21 protein-coding genes are annotated in these 25554 nt (G+C 61.7%); 11 read left to right on the top strand and 10 right to left on the bottom strand.

Features of this window, described 5'->3' with window-relative positions; genetic code table 11:
* Positions 1-59 precede the first annotated feature (59 nt).
* Positions 60-956 (top strand): DMT family transporter, encoded by an 897-nt coding sequence (locus ACQKP1_RS16455; protein WP_203017658.1) that lies wholly within the window; start codon positions 60-62, stop codon positions 954-956.
* Here ACQKP1_RS16455 and ACQKP1_RS16450 read toward each other — a convergent pair.
* From ACQKP1_RS16450 to ACQKP1_RS16435, 4 genes are read right to left on the bottom strand one after another with little or no spacing between them, the layout of a single operon-like run.
* Positions 953-1795, bottom strand: coding sequence for a metal ABC transporter permease (locus ACQKP1_RS16450; RefSeq protein ID WP_427276082.1), 843 nt, complete (start codon positions 1793-1795; stop codon positions 953-955). The genes ACQKP1_RS16455 and ACQKP1_RS16450 overlap by 4 nt on opposite strands.
* The gene (locus tag ACQKP1_RS16445; RefSeq protein ID WP_427276081.1) at positions 1792-2700 is read right to left on the bottom strand and encodes a metal ABC transporter permease; all 909 of its coding nucleotides are present in this window, start codon (positions 2698-2700) and stop codon (positions 1792-1794) included. The genes ACQKP1_RS16450 and ACQKP1_RS16445 overlap by 4 nt, the downstream gene beginning before the upstream one ends.
* A complete protein-coding gene (locus ACQKP1_RS16440; RefSeq protein ID WP_427276080.1) occupies positions 2681-3568 on the bottom strand; it encodes a manganese/iron ABC transporter ATP-binding protein in 888 nt (295 codons plus the stop codon). Before ACQKP1_RS16440 ends, ACQKP1_RS16445 begins: the two co-directional genes overlap by 20 nt.
* Entirely contained in the window at positions 3565-4452 is an 888-nt protein-coding gene (locus ACQKP1_RS16435; RefSeq protein WP_427276079.1) for a metal ABC transporter substrate-binding protein, read from the bottom strand. Before ACQKP1_RS16435 ends, ACQKP1_RS16440 begins: the two co-directional genes overlap by 4 nt.
* Positions 4453-4700: 248 nt before the next feature.
* Here ACQKP1_RS16435 and ACQKP1_RS16430 point away from each other — a divergent pair, with 248 nt between their 5' ends.
* Positions 4701-6113: a hypothetical protein gene (locus ACQKP1_RS16430; RefSeq protein WP_427276078.1), complete on the top strand. Its 1413-nt coding sequence runs from the start codon at positions 4701-4703 to the stop codon at positions 6111-6113.
* Positions 6114-6217: 104 nt separating this feature from the next.
* Here the strand turns inward: ACQKP1_RS16430 and lysS are convergent, their stop codons facing one another.
* The 4 genes from lysS to ACQKP1_RS16410 form a co-directional block, all read right to left on the bottom strand.
* Complete coding sequence (lysS, locus tag ACQKP1_RS16425; RefSeq protein ID WP_427276077.1) at positions 6218-7714, bottom strand: lysine--tRNA ligase; 1497 nt, start codon at positions 7712-7714, stop codon at positions 6218-6220.
* A 192-nt stretch (positions 7715-7906) separates the two neighbouring features.
* A complete protein-coding gene (gltX, locus tag ACQKP1_RS16420; RefSeq protein ID WP_427276076.1) occupies positions 7907-9364 on the bottom strand; it encodes a glutamate--tRNA ligase in 1458 nt (485 codons plus the stop codon).
* A 568-nt stretch (positions 9365-9932) separates the two neighbouring features.
* Positions 9933-10691, bottom strand: coding sequence for a TerC family protein (locus tag ACQKP1_RS16415; RefSeq protein ID WP_427276075.1), 759 nt, complete (start codon positions 10689-10691; stop codon positions 9933-9935).
* 114 nt (positions 10692-10805) lie between these two features.
* Positions 10806-11474, bottom strand: a complete 669-nt coding sequence (locus ACQKP1_RS16410) for a TetR/AcrR family transcriptional regulator (protein ID WP_427276074.1) — start codon at positions 11472-11474, stop codon at positions 10806-10808.
* A gap of 172 nt (positions 11475-11646) precedes the next feature.
* Between ACQKP1_RS16410 and ACQKP1_RS16405 the strand changes: the two genes are divergently transcribed.
* The 5 genes from ACQKP1_RS16405 to xylA all read left to right on the top strand — a co-directional run bounded on the left by ACQKP1_RS16405 (position 11647) and on the right by xylA (position 18658).
* Positions 11647-12834, top strand: a complete 1188-nt coding sequence (locus tag ACQKP1_RS16405; RefSeq protein ID WP_427276073.1) for an HlyD family secretion protein — start codon at positions 11647-11649, stop codon at positions 12832-12834.
* Positions 12835-12868: 34 nt separating this feature from the next.
* Positions 12869-14452, top strand: a complete 1584-nt coding sequence (locus ACQKP1_RS16400; RefSeq protein ID WP_203017647.1) for a DHA2 family efflux MFS transporter permease subunit — start codon at positions 12869-12871, stop codon at positions 14450-14452.
* A 168-nt stretch (positions 14453-14620) separates the two neighbouring features.
* Positions 14621-15646, top strand: coding sequence for a LacI family DNA-binding transcriptional regulator (locus ACQKP1_RS16395; protein WP_427276072.1), 1026 nt, complete (start codon positions 14621-14623; stop codon positions 15644-15646).
* A gap of 23 nt (positions 15647-15669) precedes the next feature.
* Positions 15670-17118, top strand: a complete 1449-nt coding sequence (gene xylB / locus ACQKP1_RS16390) for a xylulokinase (RefSeq protein ID WP_427276071.1) — start codon at positions 15670-15672, stop codon at positions 17116-17118.
* A gap of 229 nt (positions 17119-17347) precedes the next feature.
* Positions 17348-18658, top strand: a complete 1311-nt coding sequence (gene xylA, locus ACQKP1_RS16385) for a xylose isomerase (RefSeq protein ID WP_427276070.1) — start codon at positions 17348-17350, stop codon at positions 18656-18658.
* A 242-nt stretch (positions 18659-18900) separates the two neighbouring features.
* On the opposite strand, the gene greA is transcribed toward xylA, so the two are convergent.
* Together greA and ACQKP1_RS16375 are read right to left on the bottom strand one after the other, a co-directional pair.
* Entirely contained in the window at positions 18901-19383 is a 483-nt protein-coding gene (greA, locus tag ACQKP1_RS16380; RefSeq protein WP_427276069.1) for a transcription elongation factor GreA, read from the bottom strand.
* 120 nt (positions 19384-19503) lie between these two features.
* Positions 19504-20523: a LacI family DNA-binding transcriptional regulator gene (locus ACQKP1_RS16375; RefSeq protein ID WP_006726992.1), complete on the bottom strand. Its 1020-nt coding sequence runs from the start codon at positions 20521-20523 to the stop codon at positions 19504-19506.
* A gap of 176 nt (positions 20524-20699) precedes the next feature.
* Between ACQKP1_RS16375 and ACQKP1_RS16370 the strand changes: the two genes are divergently transcribed.
* From ACQKP1_RS16370 to ACQKP1_RS16355, 4 genes are all read left to right on the top strand, one after another.
* Positions 20700-22226 (top strand): sugar ABC transporter ATP-binding protein, encoded by a 1527-nt coding sequence (locus tag ACQKP1_RS16370; protein WP_203017642.1) that lies wholly within the window; start codon positions 20700-20702, stop codon positions 22224-22226.
* A gap of 98 nt (positions 22227-22324) precedes the next feature.
* Positions 22325-23335 (top strand): ABC transporter permease, encoded by a 1011-nt coding sequence (locus ACQKP1_RS16365; protein WP_427276068.1) that lies wholly within the window; start codon positions 22325-22327, stop codon positions 23333-23335.
* Positions 23336-23404: 69 nt separating this feature from the next.
* Positions 23405-24358: a substrate-binding domain-containing protein gene (locus ACQKP1_RS16360; RefSeq protein WP_427276067.1), complete on the top strand. Its 954-nt coding sequence runs from the start codon at positions 23405-23407 to the stop codon at positions 24356-24358.
* Positions 24359-24499: 141 nt separating this feature from the next.
* Entirely contained in the window at positions 24500-25552 is a 1053-nt protein-coding gene (locus tag ACQKP1_RS16355) for a sugar phosphate isomerase/epimerase family protein (protein WP_427276066.1), read from the top strand.
* Positions 25553-25554 lie beyond the last annotated feature (2 nt).

The raw sequence follows: 25554 nt of genomic DNA, 5'->3' as shown, positions 1-25554 counted from the left end.
GCATGCCCGCGCCGTTGGTTCGCCCACGGATCCCTCCTCGTGCAAAGCATTTTCGTCCCATGAAATCGACGCCGCTCGGCTATCTCTTCACCTTTCTCGCCTTTTCCGTCTTCGCCATTCAGGACGGTCTTTCGAAGCACCTCGGCGAGACCCATTCGCCGGTGCAGGTGGCGATGGTGCGCTACTGGGCTTTCGTCGCCTTTGCACTGGTACTCGCCATGCGCTCGTCCGGCGGGCTGCGAGCGGCGGTGAATACCCAGCGGCCTGTCCTGCAACTGCTGCGCGGTCTCATCCTGTTTTCACAGATCCTGATCTCGATCGTCGCCTTCACCCAGGTCGGGCTGGCGCAGAGCCAGGCGATCTTCGCAGCCGGCCCGATCTTCGTCGCGCTTCTTTCCATGCCGATCCTTGGCGAAAAGGTCGGCTGGCGGCGCTGGACCGCGATCCTCTTCGGCCTCGTCGGGGTCGTCATCATGCTTGCGCCTGATGGAGACGGGTTCAATTCTTATATCTGGCTGCCGCTGATCTGCGCGGTGCTCGGCGCGGTCTATGGCATCGTCACCCGCCTTGTCAGCCGCGACGACCAGCCGTCGACCAGCTTCTTCTATCTCGCGATCGTCGGCTTCATCGGCTCGAACCTGCTCGGTCCTTTCTTCTGGACGCCGTTCACGCCGGTGGGATGGGGCCTGATGATCGGCCTCTGCTGCACGGGGATCATCGGGCATCTTGCGCTGATCAAGGCCTATGAAAACCTCGATGCGGTCATCGTCCAGCCGATCTCCTATTGGCAGCTGGTGCTGGGCGCGATGATCGCCGTCACCGTCTTTGGCGAAGTGTTGCGCTGGAACACGGTGGTGGGCGCCGTCATCGTCGTCGGTGCCGGGCTTTTCACCGTCTGGCGGGAATGGGTGGTGTCGCGTCGTGCGCGCCGGGCCGAGGAAGTGGGACGGGTTTAGACGCTTGCCTCGGTGGTCCGGCTGCGGATCTGGCCGATTACGAACGTGACGATGAAGACGCCGCTCATGATCAGGACGATGGTCGGGGCGGGTGCGCTGTCGATGAAGAAGCTCAGATAGATGCCCGCCAGCGAAGAAGAGACTGCAACGACCACAGCTGTCACCAGCATCGTGGCATAGCGCTTGGTGAGCAGGAAGGCGATGGCGCCGGGGGCAACGAGCATGGCGACCGAAAGGATGATGCCAACGGCCTTCAAGGCGCCGACGACGACCAGCGAAAGCACGGCAAGCTGCCCGTAATGGAGCAGGCGCACAGAAAGGCCGATTGCCTGGGCATGTTGCGGGTCGAAGGCATGCGCCAGCAGATCCTTGCGCAAGACGACAAGGAATGCGGTGGCGAAGAGGGCGATCAGGCCGGTTTCCACGAGGTCTGAGGTCAGGATGCCCAGCATGTCGCCGAAGAGGATGTGGTCGAGATGCACAGCGCTTTCGACCTGGACATACACCACCAGGCCGAGGCCGAACATGCCGGAGAAGACGATGCCAAGCACCGTGTCCTCCTTGATGCGGCTGTTCTCCTTGATGAAGCCTGTGAGGAGTGCACAGACGAGGCCGGCGATGAAGGCGCCGATGGCAAGCGGAATGCCGGCGATATAGGCGACCACGACTCCGGGCAGCACGGCATGGGAGACAGCGTCGCCCATCAGCGACCAGCCTTTGAGCACCAGCAGGCAGGAGAGAAGCGCCATCGGAATGGCAATCATCACCGTGACCAGGAAAGCAGTCTGCATGAAGGGCAGCTGGAAGGGGAGGATGGCGAGTTCGAGGGTTTCGCTCATGCAGGGTGCTCCTCGGCTAAACGATGCGGCTCTGCCGTCGATGCGGGAGGCAAGGGCTCCAACGCTTCACGGGCGCGGCTGCGGGCGGCGAGAACGCCGTGCTTGGGCGCAAACAGGAACGCCAGCAGGAAGATCACCGTCTGCAGGACGACGATGATGCCGCCGGTCGCACCGTCGAGGAAGTAGCTGGCATAGGCGCCAATGAAGCTGGTGCCGGCACCGATTCCGAGCGCCAGCAGGATCAGGCGCTGGAAGCGGTCGGTGAGCAGATAGGCGGTGGCGCCGGGGGTCACGACCATGGCGATGACGAGAAAGGCGCCAACGGTCTGCATAGCGGCGACGGTGGAGGCGGCCAGCAAAGTGAAGAACATCACCTTGAGGCGTTCGGGTTTAAGACCGATCGAGCGGGCGTGATTCTCGTCGAAGAAGGTGACCATCAGGTCCTTCCATTTCAGCGCCAATACGATGAGGCTTACGCCGCCGATCAGGATCAGCTGCAGCGTGTCGGCTGGCGTGATCGCGAGGATATTGCCGAGCACAATAGTCTTGATGTCGATCGAGACGGGTGAGATCGACACCATGAAGAGGCCGAGGCCGAAGAATGAGGTGAAGATCAGGCCGATGATCGCGTCTTCCTTGAGCTTTGTGCGCTGGTTGAGGAAGAGGATGGCCATCGCTGCCAGTCCGCCCGACATGAAAGCTCCGAACGCAAAAGGCAGACCCAGCATATAGGCTCCGGCAACGCCGGGCACGATGGCATGGGAGAGTGCATCGCCGATCAGAGACCAGCCCTTCAGCATCAGATAGGCCGAGAGGAAGCCGCAGACGCCACCGACGAGTGCGCTCACCAGAATGGCGTTGCGCATGTAGTCGTAGGTGAAGGGCTCAACCAGGGTCGCGAGCATCTGATGCTCCTGGTTTCGGCTGCCCATAGATCACGAAGGGGCGTTCGTCGTCGGTGATGACGGTGACCTCGCGGCCATCATCGTCGTCGTGCAGGTCGCGGCCAGCCAGCACGAAATGGCGCAGTGCGCCGCCAAAGGCCGTCTTCAGATTGTCCTCGGTGAAGGTGTCCTCGGTCTCGCCGGAGGCGATGACCGTGCCCTTCACAAAGATCGTCCGGTCGCAGAAATCCGGCACGCTGCCGAGATTGTGGGTCGAAACCAGCATCACCCGGCCTTCGTCGCGCAGATCCTTCATCAGGCCGATGATCTGTTCTTCGGTGGTGACGTCGACGCCGGTGAAGGGTTCGTCGAGCAGGATCACCTGGCCTTCCTGGGCGAGTGCCCTTGCTAGGAAGACGCGCTTGCGCTGGCCGCCGGAGAGCTCGCCGATCTGGCGTTTGCGGTAATCGCCCATACCGACGCGGGAAAGCGCTTCATCAACCAGCTGGTGATCGCGTTTCGAGGGGATGCGGAGGAAGTTCATGTGGCCGTAGCGGCCCATCATCACGACGTCTTCGACGAGGACGGGGAAGTTCCAGTCGACTTCTTCCGCCTGGGGGACGTAGGCGACCAAGTTCTTCTTCAGGGCTTCGCGCACGCTCATGCCGAGCACGCGGATTTCGCCTGAGGCAACCGGCACGAAGCCCATGATCGCCTTGAAAAGCGTTGACTTGCCGGCGCCGTTGACGCCGACAAGAGCGGTGATGGTTCCGGGCGGGATGGCAAAGCTCGCGTGGCGCAGGGCGGTGTGACCATTGCGATAGGTCACCGTCACATCCTCTGCGGCGATCCCTTCGCGGCTGCGTCTCGTGCCCGATCCCATGATCATCCGGCAAAACCCTTCACGATGGTCGAAACCGTCACCTTCAAGAGATCCAGATAGGTCGGGACAGGGCCGTCGGGCTCACTCAGGGAGTCCACGTAAAGAATGCCCCCGTAGCGTGCCCCGGTTTCGGCTGCGACCTGTTGGGCCGGCTTGTCGGATACGGTGCTCTCGGAGAATACGACGGGGATCTTGTTTTCGATCACCTGGTCGACGACAGCCTTGACTTGCTGGGGTGTGCCCTGGCTATCGGCATTGATTGGCCAGAGATAGAGTTCCTTCATGCCGAGATCGCGAGCCAGGTAAGAGAAGGCGCCTTCGCTTGTCACAAGGAAGCGCTCGTTCTCGGGAATCTTGGCGATTTCCGCCTGCATTGGCTCGATTTCCGCTCGGATCTTGTCCGAATAGGTGCGGGCATTGGCCTCGTAGATCGCGGCATTCGCCGGGTCGATGTCGGTCAGCGCCTTGCGGATGTTCTCGACATAGATGAGTGCATTTTCGGGCGACATCCAGGCATGTGGATTCGGCTTTCCGTCATAGGCGCCGCCGGCAATGCCAATCGGCTCGATGCCATCGCTGACGGTAACAGCTGGCACATCGCCGAGATTGGCGAGGAATTTCTCGAACCAGGCTTCGAGGTTCAGACCGTTGCGCAGCACGAGGTCGGCGTCGCGGGCCTTCAGGATGTCACGCGGGGTCGGCTGGTAGCCGTGGATTTCTGCGCCGGGCTTGGTGATGCTTTCCACGGTTGCCGCGTCGCCTGCAACATTCTGAGCGATATCGGCAATCACGGTGAAGGTGGTGACGACCTTCGGCTTATCGTTGGCAAACGCCGCCCCCGGCAGCATCAGCGCAAGGGCGAAAAGACGGCAGGCAAGCTTTGAGACCATGGTCCATTCCTGTTCTTGCAAGTCATTCGCATTAAAATCTATCGCGCTCCAAGCCGATGTCAATGCTTTTGCAAATCATTCGCAAAAAGAGCCGCGCACGAACTGTGCCGGAAGTGGAAAGGCTGGGTTAAAGGTTCTGCAAGGAGAGGCGCGTATGATGGTTTCCAGTATTGCGTAAACAGTCGGGACAGTGTCATGGCGGAGTTCCAAGCGTGAAGGTGCCCAAGATCCACCTTTCACGAAAGCTCATGCTGATTTTGGGCGGGGTCCTCGTGACCCTCGGCGGCACCGGTGCCGCTGCCGTCTATATCGGTGCCGACAAGCTACTCGGGCCCTCCTATGCGGAGTTGAATGGCCTCGAATGCACCGAGGTGAAGACCGTCGAGATCCACAAAAAGGATCGCTTCTGGGTCCGCAAATTCATTACCACAGATGAGCCCGGCGACGGACTTGCCCGCGTCAAGACCGCGCTTCGCGTGGCGAAGACCCTGCAGGAAACGAAGAAGGCCGACCTGGTACAGGTGGTCGTGCTCGACGTCAGCGGTCCGAAGGATCGCTCGGGCATGCGCGGTCGTGCCGTTGGAGCCGATGTCATTTATGTGCCCGATCCGAGCCATGTGCCGGAGGATGTCAGCGCACGGATGCTGACGGCGCGGTATGTCGATGGATCAGCCGCGCCCAATGGCGAGTTCTTCGGCGAGCGTATCGATATGCTGGAAGAGGATATTCAGGCGCTCGTCGCCAAGCTCAGCGACCAGACGGATTGCGGGAAGCCCGAGAGCCTGTTGCCGGAGACCGAAGGCCACGGGGCGAATGCCGACGGTCATGGTGACAAGGCCGCTCACGGCGCCGACGATGCCCATGGCGAAAAGCCGGCCGATGGTCACGGCGTCGCAGAAGGGCACGGCGAAGCCGAGGGCCATGGTGATGAACCAGTCGGCGAACATGGCGAGGAAACTCCGGTTGCCGAACATGGTGGCGAAGAAAGCAAGGGCTGGATGGCCTCGCTCATGGGCATGGTCGGTCTCGGTGGAGACGAGACCCCTGCCGAAGGACATGCAGTACCGGAGGATGGTCATGCGGCGCCCGCTGATGACCATGGCGCGGTGGCCGAGGGTCACGAGGCGCCGGCTGAGGATCATGCGGAACCGGCTGATGTCGCGCATGGGGAGGAGTCGGCTACAGATGCGGCTCATGCGCCGCCGCCCGAGCATGCCGCAGAACAGGTCGCGCATACCGAAGCGAGGCCTGCCGCTGAGGCGCCGGTTGCCGAAGAGGCGCCCGCCGAAGGTGAGGGCTGGTTCGCATCAATCAAGAGCATGGTCGGTCTTGGTGGCGCCGAAGAAGAACTTCCAGTCGAGGATGCGGCCGCGAAGGTCGAGCCGGCCGGTGGTTCAGACGCTGCTGCGACCACTGATCATGGCGCCGCCTGGCTCGAAAAGATGCGCGCCCAGCCGATCACGCCTGACGGTGCGGCGCCGGCCGCCAAGCCTGAAGAGCATGGGGCTGCGGCCGATGGTCATGCTGCAACCGAAGAGCACGCCGCAAAGCCGGGCGACAGCCATAAATCGGATGGTCATGGCGCTCCCGCCGAAGACGAGGCGATCCTGCCGCCGAAGTCGAAGGACAAGGCCGACGAGCATGCCAAGGTCGATCACTGATCGGTGACATTGCCTGGGCCGGCGCGACCTCCAACCGCAGTCAAGAAACACAAAAGCCCCGGTCCTCAGGACCGGGGCTTCTGTTTTTGAAGTTGATATGCCGCTCAGTCGTTGCGGTTGCGCCGCGCCGGGAAGAGGATGACGTCGCGGATCGACGGGGCGTTGGTGAGCAGCATGATCAAGCGGTCGACGCCGATGCCGAGGCCGCCTGCGGGCGGCATGCCCTGGTCGATGGCGTCGAGGAATTCGTCGTCCAACTGCTTGTCCTTTTCGCCGCGCGAATGGGCCTGTTCGAGCTGCTCGACCATGCGCTTGCGCTGCTCTTCCGGGTCGTTCAGTTCAGAGAAGGCGTTGCCGACTTCCCAGGCGTTGCAATAGGTTTCAAAACGCTCGACGAGGCGCGGTTCGCCCGGCACTTCCTTGGCGAAGGGCGAGATGTCCTTCGGGAAATGGGTGACGTGGCTCGGCTGGATCAGCGTGCCCTCCACCTTTTCCTCGAAGATGAAGGCGAGGCATTCGCCCCAGGTCCAGTCCTTCTCGACCTCAAAGCCGGCGGCCTTGGCGGCCGTGCGTGCTTCCTCGTCGGTTTTCATCGCGAGGAAATCGATGCCGGTTGCTTCCTTGACGGCGTCGGGCATGGGCACGCGCTTGAACGGGCCCTTGAAGGAGAGCTGCTTGTCACCGAAGGTGAGGTCGGTCGTGCCGTGGATGCCGATGGCGAGCGTCTCGAACATGCGCTCGACGAGGCCCATCATGTCCTCATAGTCAGCATAGGCCCAGTAGCATTCCATCATGGTGAATTCGGGATTGTGGCGGGTCGACACACCTTCGTTGCGGAAGTTGCGGTTGACCTCGAACACCTTGTCGGCAAGGCCCGACACCAGGGTGCGCTTGAGAAACAGTTCCGGCGCGATGCGCAGGAACATGTCCATCTTCAGCGTGTTGTGGTGCGTCTTGAAGGGCTCGGCCGTTGCGCCGCCATAGACGGTCTGCAGCATCGGCGTCTCGACTTCGAGGAAGCCTTCGCCCTCAAGGAAGCGGCGGATGCCGGAGACGATCTTCGAGCGCTGCTGGAAGCGGAGCTTGGATTCCTCATTGGTGAGGATGTCGAGGTGGCGCTTGCGGTAGCGCAGCTCGATGTCGGCGAGGCCGTGATACTTCTCCGGCATGGGGAGGAGCGTCTTGGTCAGCATGGTGATTTCATGGGCGTTGATCGTCAGCTCGCCACGCTTGGTCCGGCGGACCTGACCCTTCACGCCGATGATGTCGCCGAGGTCGATCATCGGCAGAAGCGCGCGGGCTTCTTCCGGCGTCGTATCCTTGTGGGAGAAGATCTGGATCTTGCCCGAGGCGTCATGGATATCCATGAACATGCCGGAATTGCGCGAGGAATAGACGCGGCCGGCGACCGTGATGATATCCTCAGAGGTTTCGTCCAGCTCGAGGCTCGCGTATTTCTCGGCAAATTCCGCATTGGTCATCGTGCGGTGGAAATGCGCCGGATAGACGTCGCCGACCTGTTCGCGCAACAGCGCAAGCTTCTGGCGGCGGACTTCCGTCGGGTCTGAGGAAAGGGCGGTTTCGGTGGTCTGTTCGGTCATCGGGTATCGCCTCGGATCGGCCTGGAGTGTATTTCACCCCCCCTCTGTCACTTCGTGACATCTCCCCCACAAGGGGGGAGACTGTGGTCTCCGCCGTATCGGGCTTGCCCGCTCTCCCCCCGTGTGGGGGAGATGCCCGGCAGGGCAGAGGGGGGTCGTTTCTGCACCGCCCCTTGAGGCGGCACTCAGTCGTTAGTTCTGTGCACCCGCCATCGCGGTCAGCACCTGGATCGCCACCTTCAAACGCTGGCGCACGACCGAGCGGCCGAGCAGCGCCATACTGTCAAACAGCGGCAGCGAGCGCTGGCTGCCGGAGACGGCGACGAAGAGGGGCGGGGTGACGACGCGGAGTTTCTTGCCCATGCGGTCGGAGATCGCACGCAGTTCTTCCTCGATGGTCGTCACATTCCATTCGAGGATCTTTTCGAGATCCGCCTGAACGGTGGTGACGATTTCGAGCGTCTCGGCCGGGCTGGTCTTCAGGCCGCCGAAGGAGGCGGGCGTCAGGCCGACGTCGTTTGCGAGCAGGAAGCCGGCGAGCGGCGGCAGTTCGCCGAGCTTGGTGACGCGGCTCTGGGCAAGCTTCAGGCCTTCGACGAGCCGGTCGTTTTCCTGTGCCCAGTCGAGCACGCGGGCAACAAACTCTTCCGGCGTCAGCTTCTCGCGCAGCCAGCGGCCGTTCAGCCAGTCGAGCTTCTGGATGTCGAAGATCGCGCCGGCCTTGGAGAGGTTGTCCGGATCGAACTTCTCGATCAGCTCTTCCATGGTCAGAAGCTCTTCGCCTTCGGCGATCTGGATGAAGAACAGGCCGAGGAAGTTCATCAGCGCTTCCGGCAGGTAGCCGAGCGCCGAGTAGTAGGAGATCGAGGTCGGGTTCTTACGCTTCGACAGTTTCGACTTGTCGTGATTGCGCATCAGCGACAGGTGCATGAAGACCGGCGGCTCAAGGCCAAGATGCTTGTAGATCAAGATGTGCTTCGGCACGGATGCCAGCCACTCTTCGCCACGCGCGACGTGGGTGATTTTCATCATGTGGTCGTCGACGACGTTTGCCATGTGATAGGTCGGCATGCCGTCGGCCTTCAGGAGCACCTGCATGTCGACGCTTTCCCAGGGGATCGAGACGTCGCCATAGACGCCGTCGTGGAAATCGCAAGAGCCTTCGGTCGGTACCTTCAGGCGCACGACATGCGGCTCACCTGCGGCAACGCGGCTCGTGACTTCCTCGGCCTTCAGGTGAAGGCAGTGGCCGTCGTAACCCGGCGGCTTGCCGGCGGCGCGCTGGGCTTCGCGCATGCTCTCCAGCCGTTCCGGTGTGCAGAAACAATGGAAGGCGCCGCCATTGTCGAGCATCTTGTCGACGAAGGGGCGGTAAAGGTCCTTGCGCTCGGACTGGCGATAGGGGCCGTAGGGGCCGCCGACATCAGGGCCTTCCGACCAGGTGAGGCCGGTCCACTTCAAGGCGTCCAGCACCTTCTGCTCGAATTCGGCTGTCGAACGCGTCGCATCGGTGTCCTCGATGCGCAGGATGAATTCACCGCCGAATTTCTTGGCGAAGAGGTAGTTGAACAGCGCGATATACGCGGTGCCGACATGGGGTTCGCCGGTCGGGGAGGGTGCGATGCGGACGCGGACGCCTGATGTGGTCATGAAATTCAGCTCGTGGTGCGTGCGGGGGACCTGGCGCCTTGGCGCTGGATCGAAAAATTGTGAGACTGCCGATGATGGCCTGCGAGGGACAGGGTAGGGCCCAGAGGCCGCCTGTTCCACCGCGAGGCCTTAAGGCCATATTCATGGCCGTGCGTCAAGAAAAACCACGGAAACAGGCGCTTCGGAGGCCGTTGCGGAAAATTTCGAAATTTTTCTGCAAAGCGCGGAACCGGACGTCATATGCCGCGTTCTTATGGCAGAGCGCAGGCCGTGCCAACCGGACGCGACGGGATATGGGGAACAGGGAGGTTTTTCCGGTTTCTCTCCCTGGCCAACGAATTGGCAGACGAGCCCCTTAACCGTCCGGCCTGCGCTCTCCCCAAGTCCCCGCCCCCAAGGAAAACCTGCGTCCCGCCGACGCAGGTTTTTCTTTGCGCGGTTTTCAGGCGTTGCTGCTGCCGGTGGGGCTCATGCTGCCATGTACGCAGGAGGTGGTCCGGTCGAGTATATCGGCGCAGGGAAAGAAGGCCCATCTCACGACAGGTCTTCTTATCAATTCAGCGACAGCTCAGTGCGAAACCGCCTTGGCCAACTTGTCCCGCTCGCGCTTGCGCCTCGCAAACATGTTCAGCACCTCGACGAGTGCCGAGAAAGCCATGGCAGCATAGACATAACCCTTGGGCACATGGAAACCCATGCCCTCTGCGATCAAGGTCATGCCGATCATCATCAGGAAGGCGAGCGCCAGCATGACGATGGTCGGGTTCTTCTCGATGAAGTTGGCAAGCGGGGTCGCGGCAACCAGCATGACGGTCACAGCCGCAACCACTGCGACGACCATGATCGGGACATGCGGCGTCATGCCGACGGCAGTAATAATACTGTCGATCGAGAAGACGAGGTCGAGCAGCAGGATCTGGCCGATGGCGCTGGTGAAGGTCGTCGCTGCGGTAGAGGCGATGAAGTCCTCTTCCTTGTCAACCGGGTCTACGGCATGGTGGATTTCCTTCGTTGCCTTCCAGACGAGGAAGAGGCCACCGGCTATCAGGATCATATCCTTCCAAGAGAAGCCTTGGCCGAAGAGCTCGAAGACGGGGGTGGTCAACTGAACGATCCAGGCGACCGTGCCGAGCAAGGCCAGTCGCATGACCAGCGCAAGCCCGATCCCGATGCGCCGCGCGCTCTCACGCATTTCCGTCGGCAGCTTGTTGGTCAAGATCGAGATGAAGATGAGGTTGTCGATGCCGAGCACGATCTCCATGACGACGAGCGTCACGAGTGCGACCCAGGCTGCGGGGTCCTGGAGGAGTGCGCTGATATTGTCCATGAGTGTCTTCCGTGCTGATCAAACGGATTGTGATCCCCAGGACATGAGACATGTCTCTGGGCTTGGCAAGCAGCCGACTAAAGTCCGTGCGCGGAAAAAAAGTTCCGTCGCAGATCAGCTTTGGGACTCGGGCCTTTTGGGGCCGTAGAAGTTCATGAACATACGAAGGCCTGATTCCACCACGCGTTCGATCTCCTTGTCGTCCGGTCGCACGGGGAGGTCATTGAACAGCCGCTTCTTGAAATAGCCTGCCGTTGACATGTCGATGAACTGGCGCGCGGCCAGATCGCTGTCCTCGACCGAGAGTTCGCCCTTGTCGTTGGCTGCAGCAATATAGTCCTGCAACAGCACCTTGATATTGGTGGGCGACGAAGCAAAGAAGCGCTGACAGAGCGTCGGCATTCGGTCGAGCACACCCATCAGGATGCGCATTGTCGGGATCATCTCCGTGTCGAGAATGAAATACGCGTGGGCGAGCGCATAGCGCCGCAGACCTTCCTCGACATGGGAGCTTTCTTCGAGGATCTGTCGGATCGCGGCATCGAAGGCGCTTTTCTCACGCTCGACCAAGGCGCCGAACAGATCTTCCTTGCTTTGGAAATAGACGTATATGGTGCCCTTCGAGACGCCTGCCTCGCGGGTAACGTCATTCATGCTTGCAGCATCGTAGCCAAGCTTCATAAAGACCCGCTTGGCCCCATCCAGGATCTGTCCCCGCTTGACCGGATCCGCGCCCGCTGCAAAGCGACCCACCCCGGCGACGGGATAGGAGGGCGGCGTCATGGAGATTTCCTGGTCTCGTTTCGACATTTCCTGTCCGACAAAAATTAACTGCGTTGCGTGGCCTCGTCTCCAAGGCCCGTTTCTGCCTCTTGATATGGGGCAAAAAAGGCTCTATGTCAATCGAACCGAACGGTTCAGTTCGAGCAAGTTCAACCCATCCCCGGTCCTTATCATGTCAGCGACGCCAAGATCCACCGCCCTTCGTTCCACTTCCACTCCAGTCGACCGGAATGAGGCTGCGCCCCTGACGGAAACGGATGCAGGGGAGCCCCACCCGCCGCAGGAAGCGGTTGTCTCCAAGCCGAAACGCCGCAGCCCTGTGCTGCCGGTCATCCTCGCTGCACTGCTCGCAGGCGGAGCCTGGTATGGCTATACCTGGTGGACCGATGGTCGCTTCATGGTGTCGACTGAAGACGCCTATATCGAAGGTGACATCGCGATCATCTCGCCGAAGGTTTCCGGTTATGTCGAGAAGGTCAACGTTGCCAGTAACCAGGTCGTCCGCGCTGGCGATCCGCTGGTGACCCTCGATGGCGGCGACTATCAGATCGCCTATGATCAGGCCGTGGCCGGCAAGCAAAGCTCCGAGCTCGCGATCGCCCGCATCGATGCGCAGATCGTCGGCGGCCAGGCGAGCGTTGCGCAGGCTCAGGCGCAGCTCGGCTCGCTAGAGGCTGCCGTCCGGGGCGCCGAAATCACCGAAAAGCGTGCGAGCGAGCTTGCCGCAAAGAGCGTCGGCACCGCCGCGGACCTCGACAATGCCAAGGTGGCGCTCGACCAGGCCCGCGCCAATCTGGTGGCGGGTCAGGCCGCAGTCGCTTCGGCGGAAGCCAATCTTTCGATCCTCAAGGCGCAGCGCAATGAAGCGGTGAATGCCGTGAAGGTCCAGGATCAGGTGGTGGCAAAAGCCAAGCGTGACCTCGATTTTACCGTGCTGAAGGCACCCTATGACGGTGTGATCGGCAATCTCTCGGTTCAATCAGGAGATCTCGTCTCCGCAGGCAAGCGTCTGGCGGCCCTGGTGCCAACCAGCGAGCTCTATATCGAGGCGAACTTCAAGGAAACGCAGATCGCGCATCTGGTGCCGGGTTCCAAGGTCTCGATTCATGTCGATGCCTATGGCGACGATGCGCTCGAAGGCATGGTGACGTCGATCGCTCCGGCCTCCGGCGCCATCTTCTCGATGCTGCCGGCGGAAAACGCCACCGGCAACTTCACCAAGGTTGTCCAGCGCGTGCCGGTCAGGGTCGCGCTGCCCAAGGAAGCGCTTGCCGGCGGCCATCTGCGTGCCGGCCTCAGCGTCATCGTCGACGTCGACACCCGCACGGCCCCAGAGGGCCAGGCGCTTGCCGCGAAGTAACACCACCGGCTGACGTTATCGAAAGGGCCGTGTCATGGCCGCAATCACCTCAACAGCCATCGCGCCCTCGGCACCTGCCGAGGAGCGGATGGATCCGAAACGCGTCTTCGCCTTCCTGGCGATGGTGTTCGGCATGTTCATGTCGATCCTCGACATCCAGATCGTCTCGGCCTCGCTTGCCGAAATCCAGGCAGGTCTCGGTGCCGGATCAGATGAAGTCGCCTGGGTGCAGACCTCCTATCTGATCGCCGAAGTGATCATGATCCCGCTCTCTGGTGTACTGGCCCGGATCGTCTCCACTAGGGTGCTCTTCACGTTCTGCGCGGCGGGATTCACGCTCGCCAGTGCGCTCTGCGCGACGGCCACCAATATCGAGCAGATGATCGTCTACCGCGCGATCCAGGGCTTTATCGGCGGCGGCATGATCCCGTCCGTCTTCGCGGCTGCCTTCACCATCTTCCCGCCGTCCAAGCGCAACATCGTCTCGCCGATGGTCGGTCTCGTCGCGACGCTGGCGCCCACTATCGGCCCGACGATCGGCGGCTATATCAGCCATGCGATGTCGTGGCACTGGCTGTTCCTCATCAATGTGATCCCGGGGATCCTGGTAGCTGCTGCCGCCTGGAGCCTGATCGATTTCGACAAGCCGGACCTCAAGCTTCTGAAGAAGTTCGACTGGTGGGGACTGGCCTCAATGGCCGTCTTCCTCGGCACGATGGAATTCGTGCTGGAAGAGGGCAACAACAAGGACTGGTTCAACGACCACCACATCGTGCTCGGGACCGTTGCGATGGTCATCGGTGGGGCGATCTTCTTCTGGCGCGTGTTCAAGGTCGAATTGCCGGTCGTGGACCTCAGGGCCTTTTCCAACGTCAATTTCGCCTTCGGCTCGCTGTTCTCCTTTGTCATGGGTGTCGGCCTCTATGGTCTTACCTATCTCTATCCCCTCTATCTCGGGCGTATCAGAGGTTACGACTCGCTGATGATCGGGGAGACCATGTTCGTCTCGGGCGCTGCGATGTTCCTCACCGCGCCGGTGGCGGGTGCGCTGTCGAACAAGCTCGATCCGCGCGTGATGATGATGATCGGTTTTTCCGGCTTCGCGCTTGGCACCTACATGATGACCGGGATCACGGCAGACTGGGACTTCTACGAACTGCTGGTGCCGCAGATCCTGCGTGGTTGCTCGCTGATGATCTGCATGGTGCCGATCAACAACCTGGCGCTCGGCACGCTGCCGCCTGATCGTATCAAGAATGCGTCCGGCCTGTTCAATCTGACCCGCAACCTCGGCGGGGCGGTGGGGCTCGCGATCATCAACACGATGCTGACACAGCGCTCGGACGACCATTATGCGCGTCTTTCCGAGCAGCTTTCCTGGAGCAACCAGGCAGCGCTCGATTGGCTCGCCAGCGTCGGTGCTAACTACGACAGCTATGGCCTCGATGGCACGGCGGTGGCGATCAAGAAGCTCTCGGGTGTGGTGACGCAGCAGGCCTGGCTGCTGTCCTTCATGGATGTGTTCATGGGGCTGACGATACTCTTCGTTGCGCTGGTGTTCATGGTGCTGCTGCTGAAGAAGCCGAAGGGTGCGGCACCCGCTGGCGCCGGCCACTGACACCACCATGCCTGGGTAAGCTTGCGGGTCCAGGCTCTCCGTTGATCTCCAAGGCTCAGCCCGCCTCCCATGTTGAGGCGTTCTCTTTTGCAAGAAAAAGAGGTACGTACGTCAAATTCTGATTTACGTACCTCATTCGCCGGTGTAGGACAGGCGCCGGAGGAGAGAATGAAGCCGACTGTCCACGACATTGCCAGCCGCGCGGGCGTCAGCCTTGCTACGGTCGACCGGGTGTTGAACCGGCGGCCGGGGGTCAGCGCGCGCACGCGCGAGAAGGTGGATCAGGCCGTCAGCGAGCTCGGTTTCGTGCGCGACGTGGCAGCGGCGAACCTTGCCAAGGGGCGGATCTATCCGCTGACCTTCATCATTCCCTCAAACGACAATTCTTTCATGCGGGGCTTGAGGCTTGCACTCCAAGAGGCAAGCGCACGTGCCGGCGTCGAGCGGATCGCGATCCGGTTGGTTGACGTGCCGGCTTTCGATGCCGCAGCGCTTGCTGCCGCTCTCAGGCAGGCGGCAATGGAAGAGCCGGCGGGCATTGCCTTTGTCGCTGTCGATGCGCCCGAGGTGGCGGCTGCGGCTTCGGAGATCGTGTCTGCCGGCATTCCGCTGGTTACCCTCGTTTCTGATCTCTCTGGCGCAGAGCGGGATCATTATGCCGGCATCGACAATGCCGCTGCCGGGCGAACCGCAGCGAGTCTGCTCGGGCGCTTTGCGGCCGGACGTGATGGCAAAGTTGCCGTGCTCGCTGGCTCCATGCTGGTGCGCGACCATCGCGAGCGCTGCGAGGCCTTCGCTTCCGTCATGGCACAGGATTTCCCTGGGCTTGCAGTCTTGCCGGTCATCGAAGGGCGTGACGATCCCGTGGTTGTCGAGCGCAAGGTCTCCGCGCTCTTTGCGGACCGAAGTGACATTGTCGCACTCTACAGTCTCGGTGCCGGCAATCGCGGTCTCGTCCGGGCGTTGGGCCGCCTGTCGCCTGAGCGGCGTCCGGTCGTCATTGCCCATGAACTGACGGAGACGACGCGCGGGGCGCTCCAGTCAGGCCTCATCGATGCCGTGCTCAACCAGGATGCCGGCCACGAGGTGCGCAGCGCCATTCGTGTGCTGAAGGCCAAGGCCGACGGTCTGCCTGTCGTGGCCGCCCAGGAGCGCATTCGTATCGACATATTCTTGAAGGACAATCTGCCCTGAAGGCAGAGGAATGGAGGACACCCATGTATCTTGGTTTGGATCTCGGCACATCCAGCGTCAAGGCGATGCTGATCGACGGCGACCAGAAGGTGGTCGGTGTCGGCCATGCCGGTCTCACCGTGCAGCGGCCGCATCCCGGTTGGTCGGAGCAGGCGCCGGGCGACTGGCTGCGTGCGACCGAAGAGGCTGTTGCGGCGCTGAAGGCCTCGCATCCACAAGAACTTGCCGCGGTGAAGGGCATCGGCCTATCCGGCCATATGCATGGTGCAACGCTCATCGACGCCAAGGATCGGGTGCTCAGGCCCTGCATTCTCTGGAACGACACCCGAAGCCATGCGGAAGCGGCAAGCCTCGATGCCGATCCGCGCTTCCGGGCGCTCACCGGCAATATCGTCTTCCCAGGCTTTACAGCCCCGAAACTCGCCTGGGTGAAGAACAACGAACCTGAGACCTTTGCCAAGGTCGCCAAGGTTCTTCTGCCGAAGGATTACCTGCGTCTCTGGCTGACGGGGGAATATCTCTCCGACATGTCGGATTCGGCCGGCACCAGCTGGCTCGATACCGGCAAGCGTGCCTGGTCTCCGGAACTGCTGGAGGCAACGGGGTTGACCGTCGAGCAGATGCCGGGTCTCGTCGAGGGCACCGATCGCGCTGGCACATTGCGCGCCGAACTGGCTGAGAAATGGGGCCTCGGCTCTGACGTGGTTGTTGCCGGCGGGGCAGGGGACAATGCCGCCTCCGCCTGCGGCATGGGCACGGTTGCAGAAGGCCAGGCCTTTGTCTCACTCGGCACGTCTGGCGTGCTCTTTGCCGCCAACGGCTCTTACCTGCCGAAGCCGGAAAGTGCCGTGCACGCCTTCTGCCATGCGCTGCCCAAGACCTGGCACCAGATGGGCGTCATCCTGTCGGCCACCGACGCGCTCAACTGGCATTCCGGCGTGACAGGCAAGTCTGCAGGCGAGCTCACCGCCGAACTTGGCGATTCCTTGAAGGCGCCCACCGGGGTTACCTTCCTGCCTTATCTCTCCGGCGAGCGCACACCGCACAATGACGCAAAAATCCGCGGCGCATTTATCGGGCTCGGCCACGAAAGCGACCGCGTCGTGCTGACTCAGGCCGTGCTGGAAGGCGTGACCTTCGCCATCCGCGACAGCCTCGAAGCGCTGAAGTCTGCGGGCACTAAGATTTCCCGCGTGACGGCGATCGGCGGTGGCTCGCGCTCGCGCTACTGGCTGTCATCGATCTCCACGGCGCTTGATATGCCGGTCGACATTCCCGCCGACGGTGATTTCGGCGCTGCCTTCGGGGCGGCGCGGCTTGGGCTGATTGCAGCTACGGGGGCGGATCCGCTCTCGGTCTGCACGGCACCGCAGACGGCAGAGACGGTGGAGCCGACGCGTGATCTCACCTCGGCTTACGAGGCGGCTTACGGTCGCTACCGGACGCTTTATCCGGCGATCCGCGGACTTTGAAGATTTGCCCCTCACCCTGACCCTCTCCCCGCAAGCGGGGAGAGGGGACTGAAAGGGCGGCGGCGCGTCCCCTTCTCCCCGTTCACGGGGAGAAGGTGCCGGCAGGTCAGGCGCAATGCCATTGCGCCGGGGATGAGGGGCTGCACGGTAATCAACCCACCCTGGACCTTACGGTCCGACCCTCCCCCTCAAGGGGAGGTTAGAAACAACACACCAAGGAGGACTACCCATGAGCACAGGTTTCTTCGGCAACATCCAGAAGATCAAATATGAAGGCGAAGGCAGCACAAACCCGCTGGCCTTCCGCCATTACAATCCCGACGAAGTCGTTCTCGGCAAACGCATGGAAGACCATCTGCGCTTTGCGGTTGCCTATTGGCATACCTTCGTCTGGCCGGGCACCGACCCGTTCGGTGGCAACACGTTCGAGCGTCCGTGGTTCGAAGATACGATGGCTGCGGCGAAGATGAAGGCCGATGTTGCCTTCGAATTCTTCCAGCTGCTCGGCACGCCCTATTACTGCTTCCACGACGCCGATGTTCGCCCCGAAGGCAACAGCTTCGCCGAGAACACGAAGAACCTCAACGAGATCGTCGACTACTTTGCTGGGAAGCAGGAAGAGACCGGCGTCAAGCTCCTCTGGGGCACGGCGAACATGTTCTCGCATCGCCGCTACATGTCGGGCGCTGCCACCAATCCCGATCCTGACGTTTTCGCCTTTGCGGCGGCAACCGTGAAGACCTGCATGGATGCGACCCTGAAGCTCGGCGGCGAAAACTATGTGCTCTGGGGCGGCCGCGAAGGCTATGAGACGCTACTCAATACGGATCTCGGTCGCGAACTCGACCAGATGGGCCGCTTCCTCAACCTCGTCGTCGAATACAAGCACAAGATCGGCTTCAAGGGCGCGATCCTGATCGAGCCGAAGCCGCAGGAGCCGTCGAAGCACCAGTATGACTATGACGTCGCGACCGTTTATGGCTTCCTGAAGCGCTACGGTCTCGAGAACGAGGTGAAGGTGAACATCGAGCAGGGCCATGCGATCCTCGCCGGCCACTCCTTCGAGCATGAGCTGGCGCTTGCGAATGCTCTGGGGATTTTCGGCTCCATCGACATGAACCGCAACGACTACCAGTCCGGCTGGGATACCGATCAGTTCCCGAACAATGTGCCGGAAATGGCGCTGGCCTATTACCAGGTCCTGCAGGCCGGTGGCTTCACGACGGGCGGCACCAACTTCGACGCCAAGCTGCGCCGTCAGTCGCTCGACGCCGAAGACCTGCTGATCGGCCATATCGGCGGTATGGACTGCTGCGCCCGCGGCCTGAAGGCTGCTGCCAAGATGGTGGAAGACAAGGCGCTGTCCGGCCCGCTCGGCTCGCGTTATGCCGGTTGGGACAAGGCCGAGAACCAGAAGATGCTGCGTGGCGAAGAAAGCCTCGATGCCATCGCTGCCCGCGTCGAAGCCCAGAACGTCAACCCGCAGCCGGTTTCCGGCAAGCAGGAACTGCTGGAAAACGTTGTTAATCGCTACGTTTGATCTCGGGTATCTTCGATGAAAAAAAGGGCCGGGGCGCGCAAGTGTCCTGGCCTTTTGCATTTTTCAAGCGTCGTCATCCTCGGGCTCGTCCCGAGGATCTACCGAGGGTGGCTGCGGTTGGGACGGTTGCGGAGGGCGCACGTCTCCGCGCACAGTAAGCGCCGAATTCGCGGCAGGCGGCAGTAGATCCTCGGGACGAGCCCGAGGATGACGGTGGTGGGGTGCGTCGCCCGGTGTCTCTCTCACCCGATCGCGGTGATCTCCAGCTCCTGGTCGCCGACCGTCACCACATCGCCCACACTTTTTCCCATCAGCTGGCTTGCGACCGGCGAGACAAAGGAGATCGAGCCCGTCTTTGGGTCCGCCTCGTCCTCACCGACGATCCGGTATGTCTGCACGCGGCCGTCATCGCGTTCGAAGGTGACCTTGCTACCAAAGGCAACGACCGTGTTGTCGACCGGATCCGGGATCACCTGGGCGGTGTGCAGCCGCTCCGTCAGGTATTTGAGATCACGATAGGGCACGGCCGACTGGCGTCGACGCTCGTTGATGTCCTCGACCACCTGTGCCGCCAGATAGGCGGCGCGGGCCTCATCCGCCTGAGCCTGCAGGAGCTTCAGGCCTGTCGCCGTCACCAGGTTCGGATGGGGCGAGATCGGGCGGTCCGGCAGATGGGTTTCTGCGGCGGTTTCCGAACTTTCTTCCTTGGTGAAGGCGACACTCATCTGGGGTTTCCGGTTGCTGAGGCAGAGGCGGGCTTTCGAATTGCCAATATAGGGGTATGTCGGTCAACGGCCCAGACCGAAGATGGGTCCATCGGCACCAGGTGACGCGAGACGGCGAGGCTAGCGTTTGGCCGGTCCGGTCACCGAGCCGCGCACGATCAGGTCCGGCATCAGCAGGATTTCCTGGCGCTCTGTCGGTCGCTCGGCGAGTGACTTGATCAGCAGCGACATGGCCTGGCGGCCAATCGCCGTGCGGGGCTGGCGGATGGTCGTGAGCGCGGGGTTCACATAGGTCGCCTGGGGCACGTCGTCGAAGCCGATGACGGAGAAATCATGCGGCAGGTCGTAGCCGCGGGCGGTCAGGCCGTTGATCACTCCGACGGCCGTCGCATCATTGACACACATGAAGGCTGTCGGAAGCTGATCGCGCATGAAGAGCTGCTCGACGGCAAGTCGTCCGCTTTCGATCGTGCCTTCGCCTTCCAGCACGAAGCGCTGGTTCGGCGGGATGCGGGCGGCATCAAGCGCCTTGTCGAACCCCTGACGCCGACGCTGGTGGCCGAGCCTGGTCTTGCTGTCGCCGATGAAGGCAATTGCACGGTGGCCGGCCGAAAGCAGATGTTCGGCCGCTTTGCGGGCGCCGGCCACATCATCGACGCCGACATAGGAGATCTTCGAGCCGAAGACCGGCTCGAAGACGGCGACCGAAGGCGGCAGGCGCTGGCCGACCACCTGATGGCCGAAGGGTTCGTGGCCTGTGAAGAGCACGAGGCCTGTGGCCTGGCCGGAGCTCAGGAATTTCAGATACTCAAGGCCACGCTCGGGATCGTTTTGGGTGTGGCCGATCAAGACGCCGAAGCCATGGGCGCGCGCCTCGTTTTCAAGTCCGATCAGGGTCGAAGAAAAATTCGGATCGCCAATGTCGGGCGCGAGGATCAGGATCATATTCGACCGGCCCATGCGCAGCGAGCGCGCCATGGCATTGGTCGTGTAGCCGGTGATGGCAATCGCCTGGTTCACCCGCTGGCGGGTCGATTTCGCCACCTTGTCGGGGGTGTGGATCGCACGACTGACCGTCGCGATCGACACTTCCGCGATGCGCGCCACGTCCTCGATCGTCGCTGGTGCTGTGTCCGGCACGCGCCCTTATCCCCTATCCGTCTGGAATCGTTGGAGACCTTACATTCCCAGCCTCAGCTGCGAAAGCGGAAAGGGAACAAAAACTCTCCGTGATGTGATGATGTAAACCTTTACATCGGGCATGTAAAGGTTTACACAAATGGCATGGCGGTTGAGGAGCCGCTGGGGAGGATTGCATGACATTGGCTGGGGGCGAGGCGCGGACACCCGTGCTCGTGGCGGAGCGAATTTCCAAATCATTTGGCGAAGTCCAGGTGCTGTTCAGCGTGGACTTCGACGTCTTGCCGGGCGAGGTTCACGCGCTCATGGGCGAGAATGGTGCTGGCAAATCGACGCTGGTGAAAATACTCTCAGGTTTCGAGCAGGCAACTGCCGGTCGCATCCTGCTGGACGGCGAGCCCGTGACGCTGCCAGCCAATGGAGCGGCTGAGGCACTCGGCATCGTGCTCATCCACCAGGAATTCAATCTTGCCGACCATCTGACCGTCACGGAGAGCCTGTTTCTCGGTCGCGAAGTCACGCGCTTCGGTCTGCTCGACCGCGCAACAATGCGGGCGGAGGCGCGGCGTGTGCTCGACCAGCTCGGCTCCAGGATCGACGAGAATGCACTGATCAGTTCGTTGGCGGTTGCCGACAAGCAGATGGTCGAGATTGCCAAGGCGATCAGCCGCAAGGCGCGCATTGTCTTCATGGACGAGCCGACGGCCGTTCTGTCGCGTGACGAAACCGAAGTGTTGTTCGATCAGGTGCGCAAACTGCGGGCGCGTGGAACGAGCTTCGTCTTCGTTTCCCACAAGCTGGACGAAGTGATGGAGCTCACCGACAGGGTGACGGTGCTGCGCGACGGCCAGTGGGTCAAGACCGCCCCGACGTCAGCGCTCGACAGCGAGGCGATTGCCCAGCTGATGGTTGGTCGTGAATTGTCGAGCCTCTATCCGACCAAGCATGAACCCAATGTCGACGAAGAGATCGTGCTTTCCGTGCGGGATTTAACGACAGGGTTTGTGAAGAACGCCAGCTTCGAGCTGAAGCGTGGCGAAGTGCTCGGCTTTTCCGGCCTGATCGGGTCAGGCCGCACCGAGCTGATGGAGGCGGTGGCGGGTCTGCGTCCGCGTCTGTCCGGCGAGGTCAGGCTCAAGGGTGCCGTGCTTAACGCCGGTGATTTCCGCGAAGCGAACCGGCGCGGGCTCGCCTACATGACCAAAGACCGCAAGGGCAAGGGCCTGTTGCTTGGCGAGGGCATGACGGCCAACCTGACGCTGCAGTCGATGGACAATCATGTGCGCCACGGCTACCTCGATCCCGGCAGCGAGGCGAAGGCGATGGCGCGTGCAAAGCGCCGCTTCGATATCCGCGTGCGCGACGACAAGGTGAGAGTGGGGCGCATGTCAGGCGGCAACCAGCAGAAGCTGCTGCTTGCCAAGATCATGGAAGTCGAGCCCCAGATCATCATCATTGATGAGCCGACACGCGGCATCGATGTCGGCACCAAGCAGCAGATCTATCATTTCATCGCAGCGCTCGCCCGCGAGGGACGCTCGATCATCGTCATCTCGTCTGAGATGCCCGAGGTGATCGGTCTTTGCACACGGGTTGCCGTGATGCGCGAGGGCCACATGGTCGGTCTGCTCGAGGGCGAGGACATCAACGAACAAACGATCATGCGCTACGCCGCCGGCCTGAAACGGCAGATGGCGAGCTAAGTAAATACAACAGCCTGGCGGCAAGACCGGGCTTGAGAACGAAAACTTCAGGGTGCGTGACCTCAAGGCTGGGGTGCGTGGGAGGAGACGGGAAAACCATGACTGCCGAGACTGATACGACAACAACTGGCCGCCCACGCCGCACCTTTCGCGATGTGGACCTGCGTGCCGTCGCACCCTTTGCTGCGCTGCTGATCCTTCTGATCATCGGTGCGCTGGTGAACCCGAACTTCATCGGCCTCACCAATCTCGCCAATGTCGCAACCCGCTCTGCCTTCATCGCGATCATCGCCGTTGGCGCGACTTTCGTCATCTCCTCGGGCGACCTCGATCTCTCCGTCGGTTCGATGGTGGCCTTTGTCGCCAGTCTGATGATCCTGTTCATGAATTCCGGCGCGATTGCCGATCCTGGCCTCATGATTGCCGCGGCCATGGCACTTGCCATCGTCATCGGTTCGCTCTGCGGTCTCGCCAACGGGTTGATCACCACCGTCGGCAAGATCGAGCCCTTCATCGCCACACTCGGGACCATGGGCATCTATCGCGGTCTGACGACCTGGCTCTCCCAGGGCGGCGCGATCACGCTGCGCGATGCCGAGCAACAGGCGCTGTATCGACCGGTGTATTTCGGCTCGATCCTCGGCATCCCCGTGCCGATCGTCATCATTCTCGTGGTGACGGCCATTGCTGCCGTCGTTCTCTATCGCACGCGCTACGGTCGTCATGTGGTGGCCGTCGGTTCGAACCGGGATGTGGCGCGCTATTCCGGCATTGCCGTCGACCGCGTGCGCACCATCGCTTTCGTCATCCAGGGACTTTGCGTGGCAATTGCCGTGCTGCTCTACGTGCCGCGTCTTGGTTCGACCTCGGCGACGACGGGCATTCTCTGGGAGTTGCAGGCGATCACCGCGGTTGTCGTCGGCGGTACGGCGCTGAAAGGCGGGGCGGGGCGTGTCTGGGGCACGATCTGCGGCGCCTTCATACTCGAGCTTGTTGGCAACATCATGCTGCTCTCGAACTTCATCTCCGAATATCTGATCGGCGCTATCCAGGGCACGATCATCATCATCGCGATGCTCGTCCAGCGATCGCTGGCGCGCAAGGCGTAAGGAAACGGCCGGGCAGGAGGGTCGCCCGGTCCGTTCGAACTCGACCCTCGTCACTTTGGGAGGAAACCAATGCATAAGAAACTTATGGGCATGGCTGTCGCCATGACCGCGCTCGTGTCGATCTTCGGCGTGGCGCAGGCCCAGGACACCAAGACGATCGGCGTCTCGATCTCGGCTGCAACACACGGCTGGACATCGGGTGTGATCTATCATGCCGAACGTATCGCCAAGCAGCTGATGGAGCGTCATCCGGGCCTCAACGTCGTCGTCAAGACCTCTGCCGATCCGTCCAGCCAGGCGAATGCCGTGCAGGATCTTGCGACGCAGGGCATCGATGCGCTCGTCATCCTGCCGACGGATCCGGATCCGCTGGTCAACGCCATCCGGCAGATCAAGGACAGCGGCAAGTTCGTCGCGCTCGTCGACCGCGCACCGTCGGTCAACGACAACACCGTCCGCGATCTCTATGTCGCCGGCAACAACCCGGCTCTCGGTGAAGTCGCCGGCAAGTACATCGCCGAGACGACGCCGGACGCCGAAGTCGTCGTCATCCGCGGCATGCCGATCCCGATCGATCAGCAGCGCCAGGACGGTTTCGACAAGGGTATCGAAGGCTCCAACGTCAAGATCCTCGACCGCCAGTTCGGCAACTGGAACCGCGACGACGCCTTCAAGGTCATGCAGGACTACCTCACCAAGTATCCGAAGATCGATGTGGTCTGGTGCCAGGACGACGACATGGCAGTCGGCGTGCTGCAGGCCATCGAACAGGCCGGCCGTACCGACATCCAGTACATCATCGGCGGTGCCGGTTCGAAGGACATGATCAAGAAGGTCATGGACGGCGACAAGATGGTGCCGGTCAACGTTCTCTATCCGCCGTCGATGGTCGGCACGGCGATGGAACTGACGGCTGCTGCCCTCTACGACAGCGTTCCGGTGCATGGCACCTACACGCTGGACGCGACACTGATCACGCCTGAGAACGCGGAAGGCTACTACTTCCCGGATTCGCCGTTCTGATCTCCAGGACTGCGACGCCATTGTCTGCCCGGGTTTTTCCCGGGCAGATTTCCGCTGTAAACATCATTGCGGTTGTGTCGAAATTCCATCTCCTGTAATCGTTCACGGAAACGTTGCAGGAATACTCAGGGAGGAGAATTCATGAAGACGATCAAGGGACCGGCGATCTTTCTCGGCCAGTTTGCGGGTGATGCCGCACCTTTCAACACCTGGGATGGGATTACCAAATGGGCGGCCGAAAAGGGTTATGAGGGCGTCCAGGTTCCGACCTGGGCCGGCCAGCTGATGGACCTGAAAAAGGCCGCAGACTCCAAGGATTATTGCGACGAACTCGCCGGCGTGGCGCGGCAGAACGGCGTTGAGATTACCGAGCTTTCCACCCACCTTCAGGGCCAGTTGGTCGCGGTTCATCCGGCCTATGACGAGGCCTTTGACGGCTTTGCGGCACCCGAAGTGCGCGGCAACCCTAAAGCGCGGCAGGAATGGGCGGTGCAACAGGTCAAATATGCGCTGAAGGCCTCGCGCAATCTCGGTATCAAGGCGCATGCGACCTTCTCGGGCGCGCTTGCCTGGCCCTATATCTATCCCTGGCCGCAGCGCCCGGCGGGTCTCGTCGAGACCGCCTTTGACGAGTTGGCGCGCCGCTGGCTGCCTATCCTCGATTATGCCGATGAGCAGGGCGTTGACGTCTGCTACGAGATCCATCCCGGCGAAGATCTGCATGACGGCGTGACCTTCGAGATGTTCCTCGAGCGGGTGAAGAACCATTCCCGCGCCAACATGCTCTACGACCCCTCGCACTATGTGCTTCAGTGCCTCGACTATCTCGACAACATCGACATCTACAAGGACCGGATCAAGATGTTCCACGTCAAGGACGCGGAGTTCAATCCGACCGGTCGACAGGGCGTCTATGGCGGCTACCAGGGCTGGGTCAACAGGGCAGGGCGCTTCCGCTCGCTCGGTGACGGTCAGGTCGATTTCGGTGCGATCTTCTCGAAGATGGCCGCGAACGATTTCGACGGCTGGGCCGTTGTCGAATGGGAATGCGCGCTGAAGCATCCGGAAGACGGCGCCCGCGAGGGTGCGGATTTCGTCCGCGCGCATATCATCCGCGTCACCGAGAAGGCCTTCGACGACTTCGCCTCCGGCGGCACGGACGATGCGGCCAACCGCCGGATGCTGGGTCTCTGAGG

This window comes from Allorhizobium sp. NPDC080224 (genome assembly GCF_050281005.1).
GTDB lineage: Bacteria > Pseudomonadota > Alphaproteobacteria > Rhizobiales > Rhizobiaceae > Allorhizobium.
The sequence above is the reverse complement of the archived record's forward strand: the minus strand, read 5'-3'. Positions and strand labels throughout refer to the sequence as shown.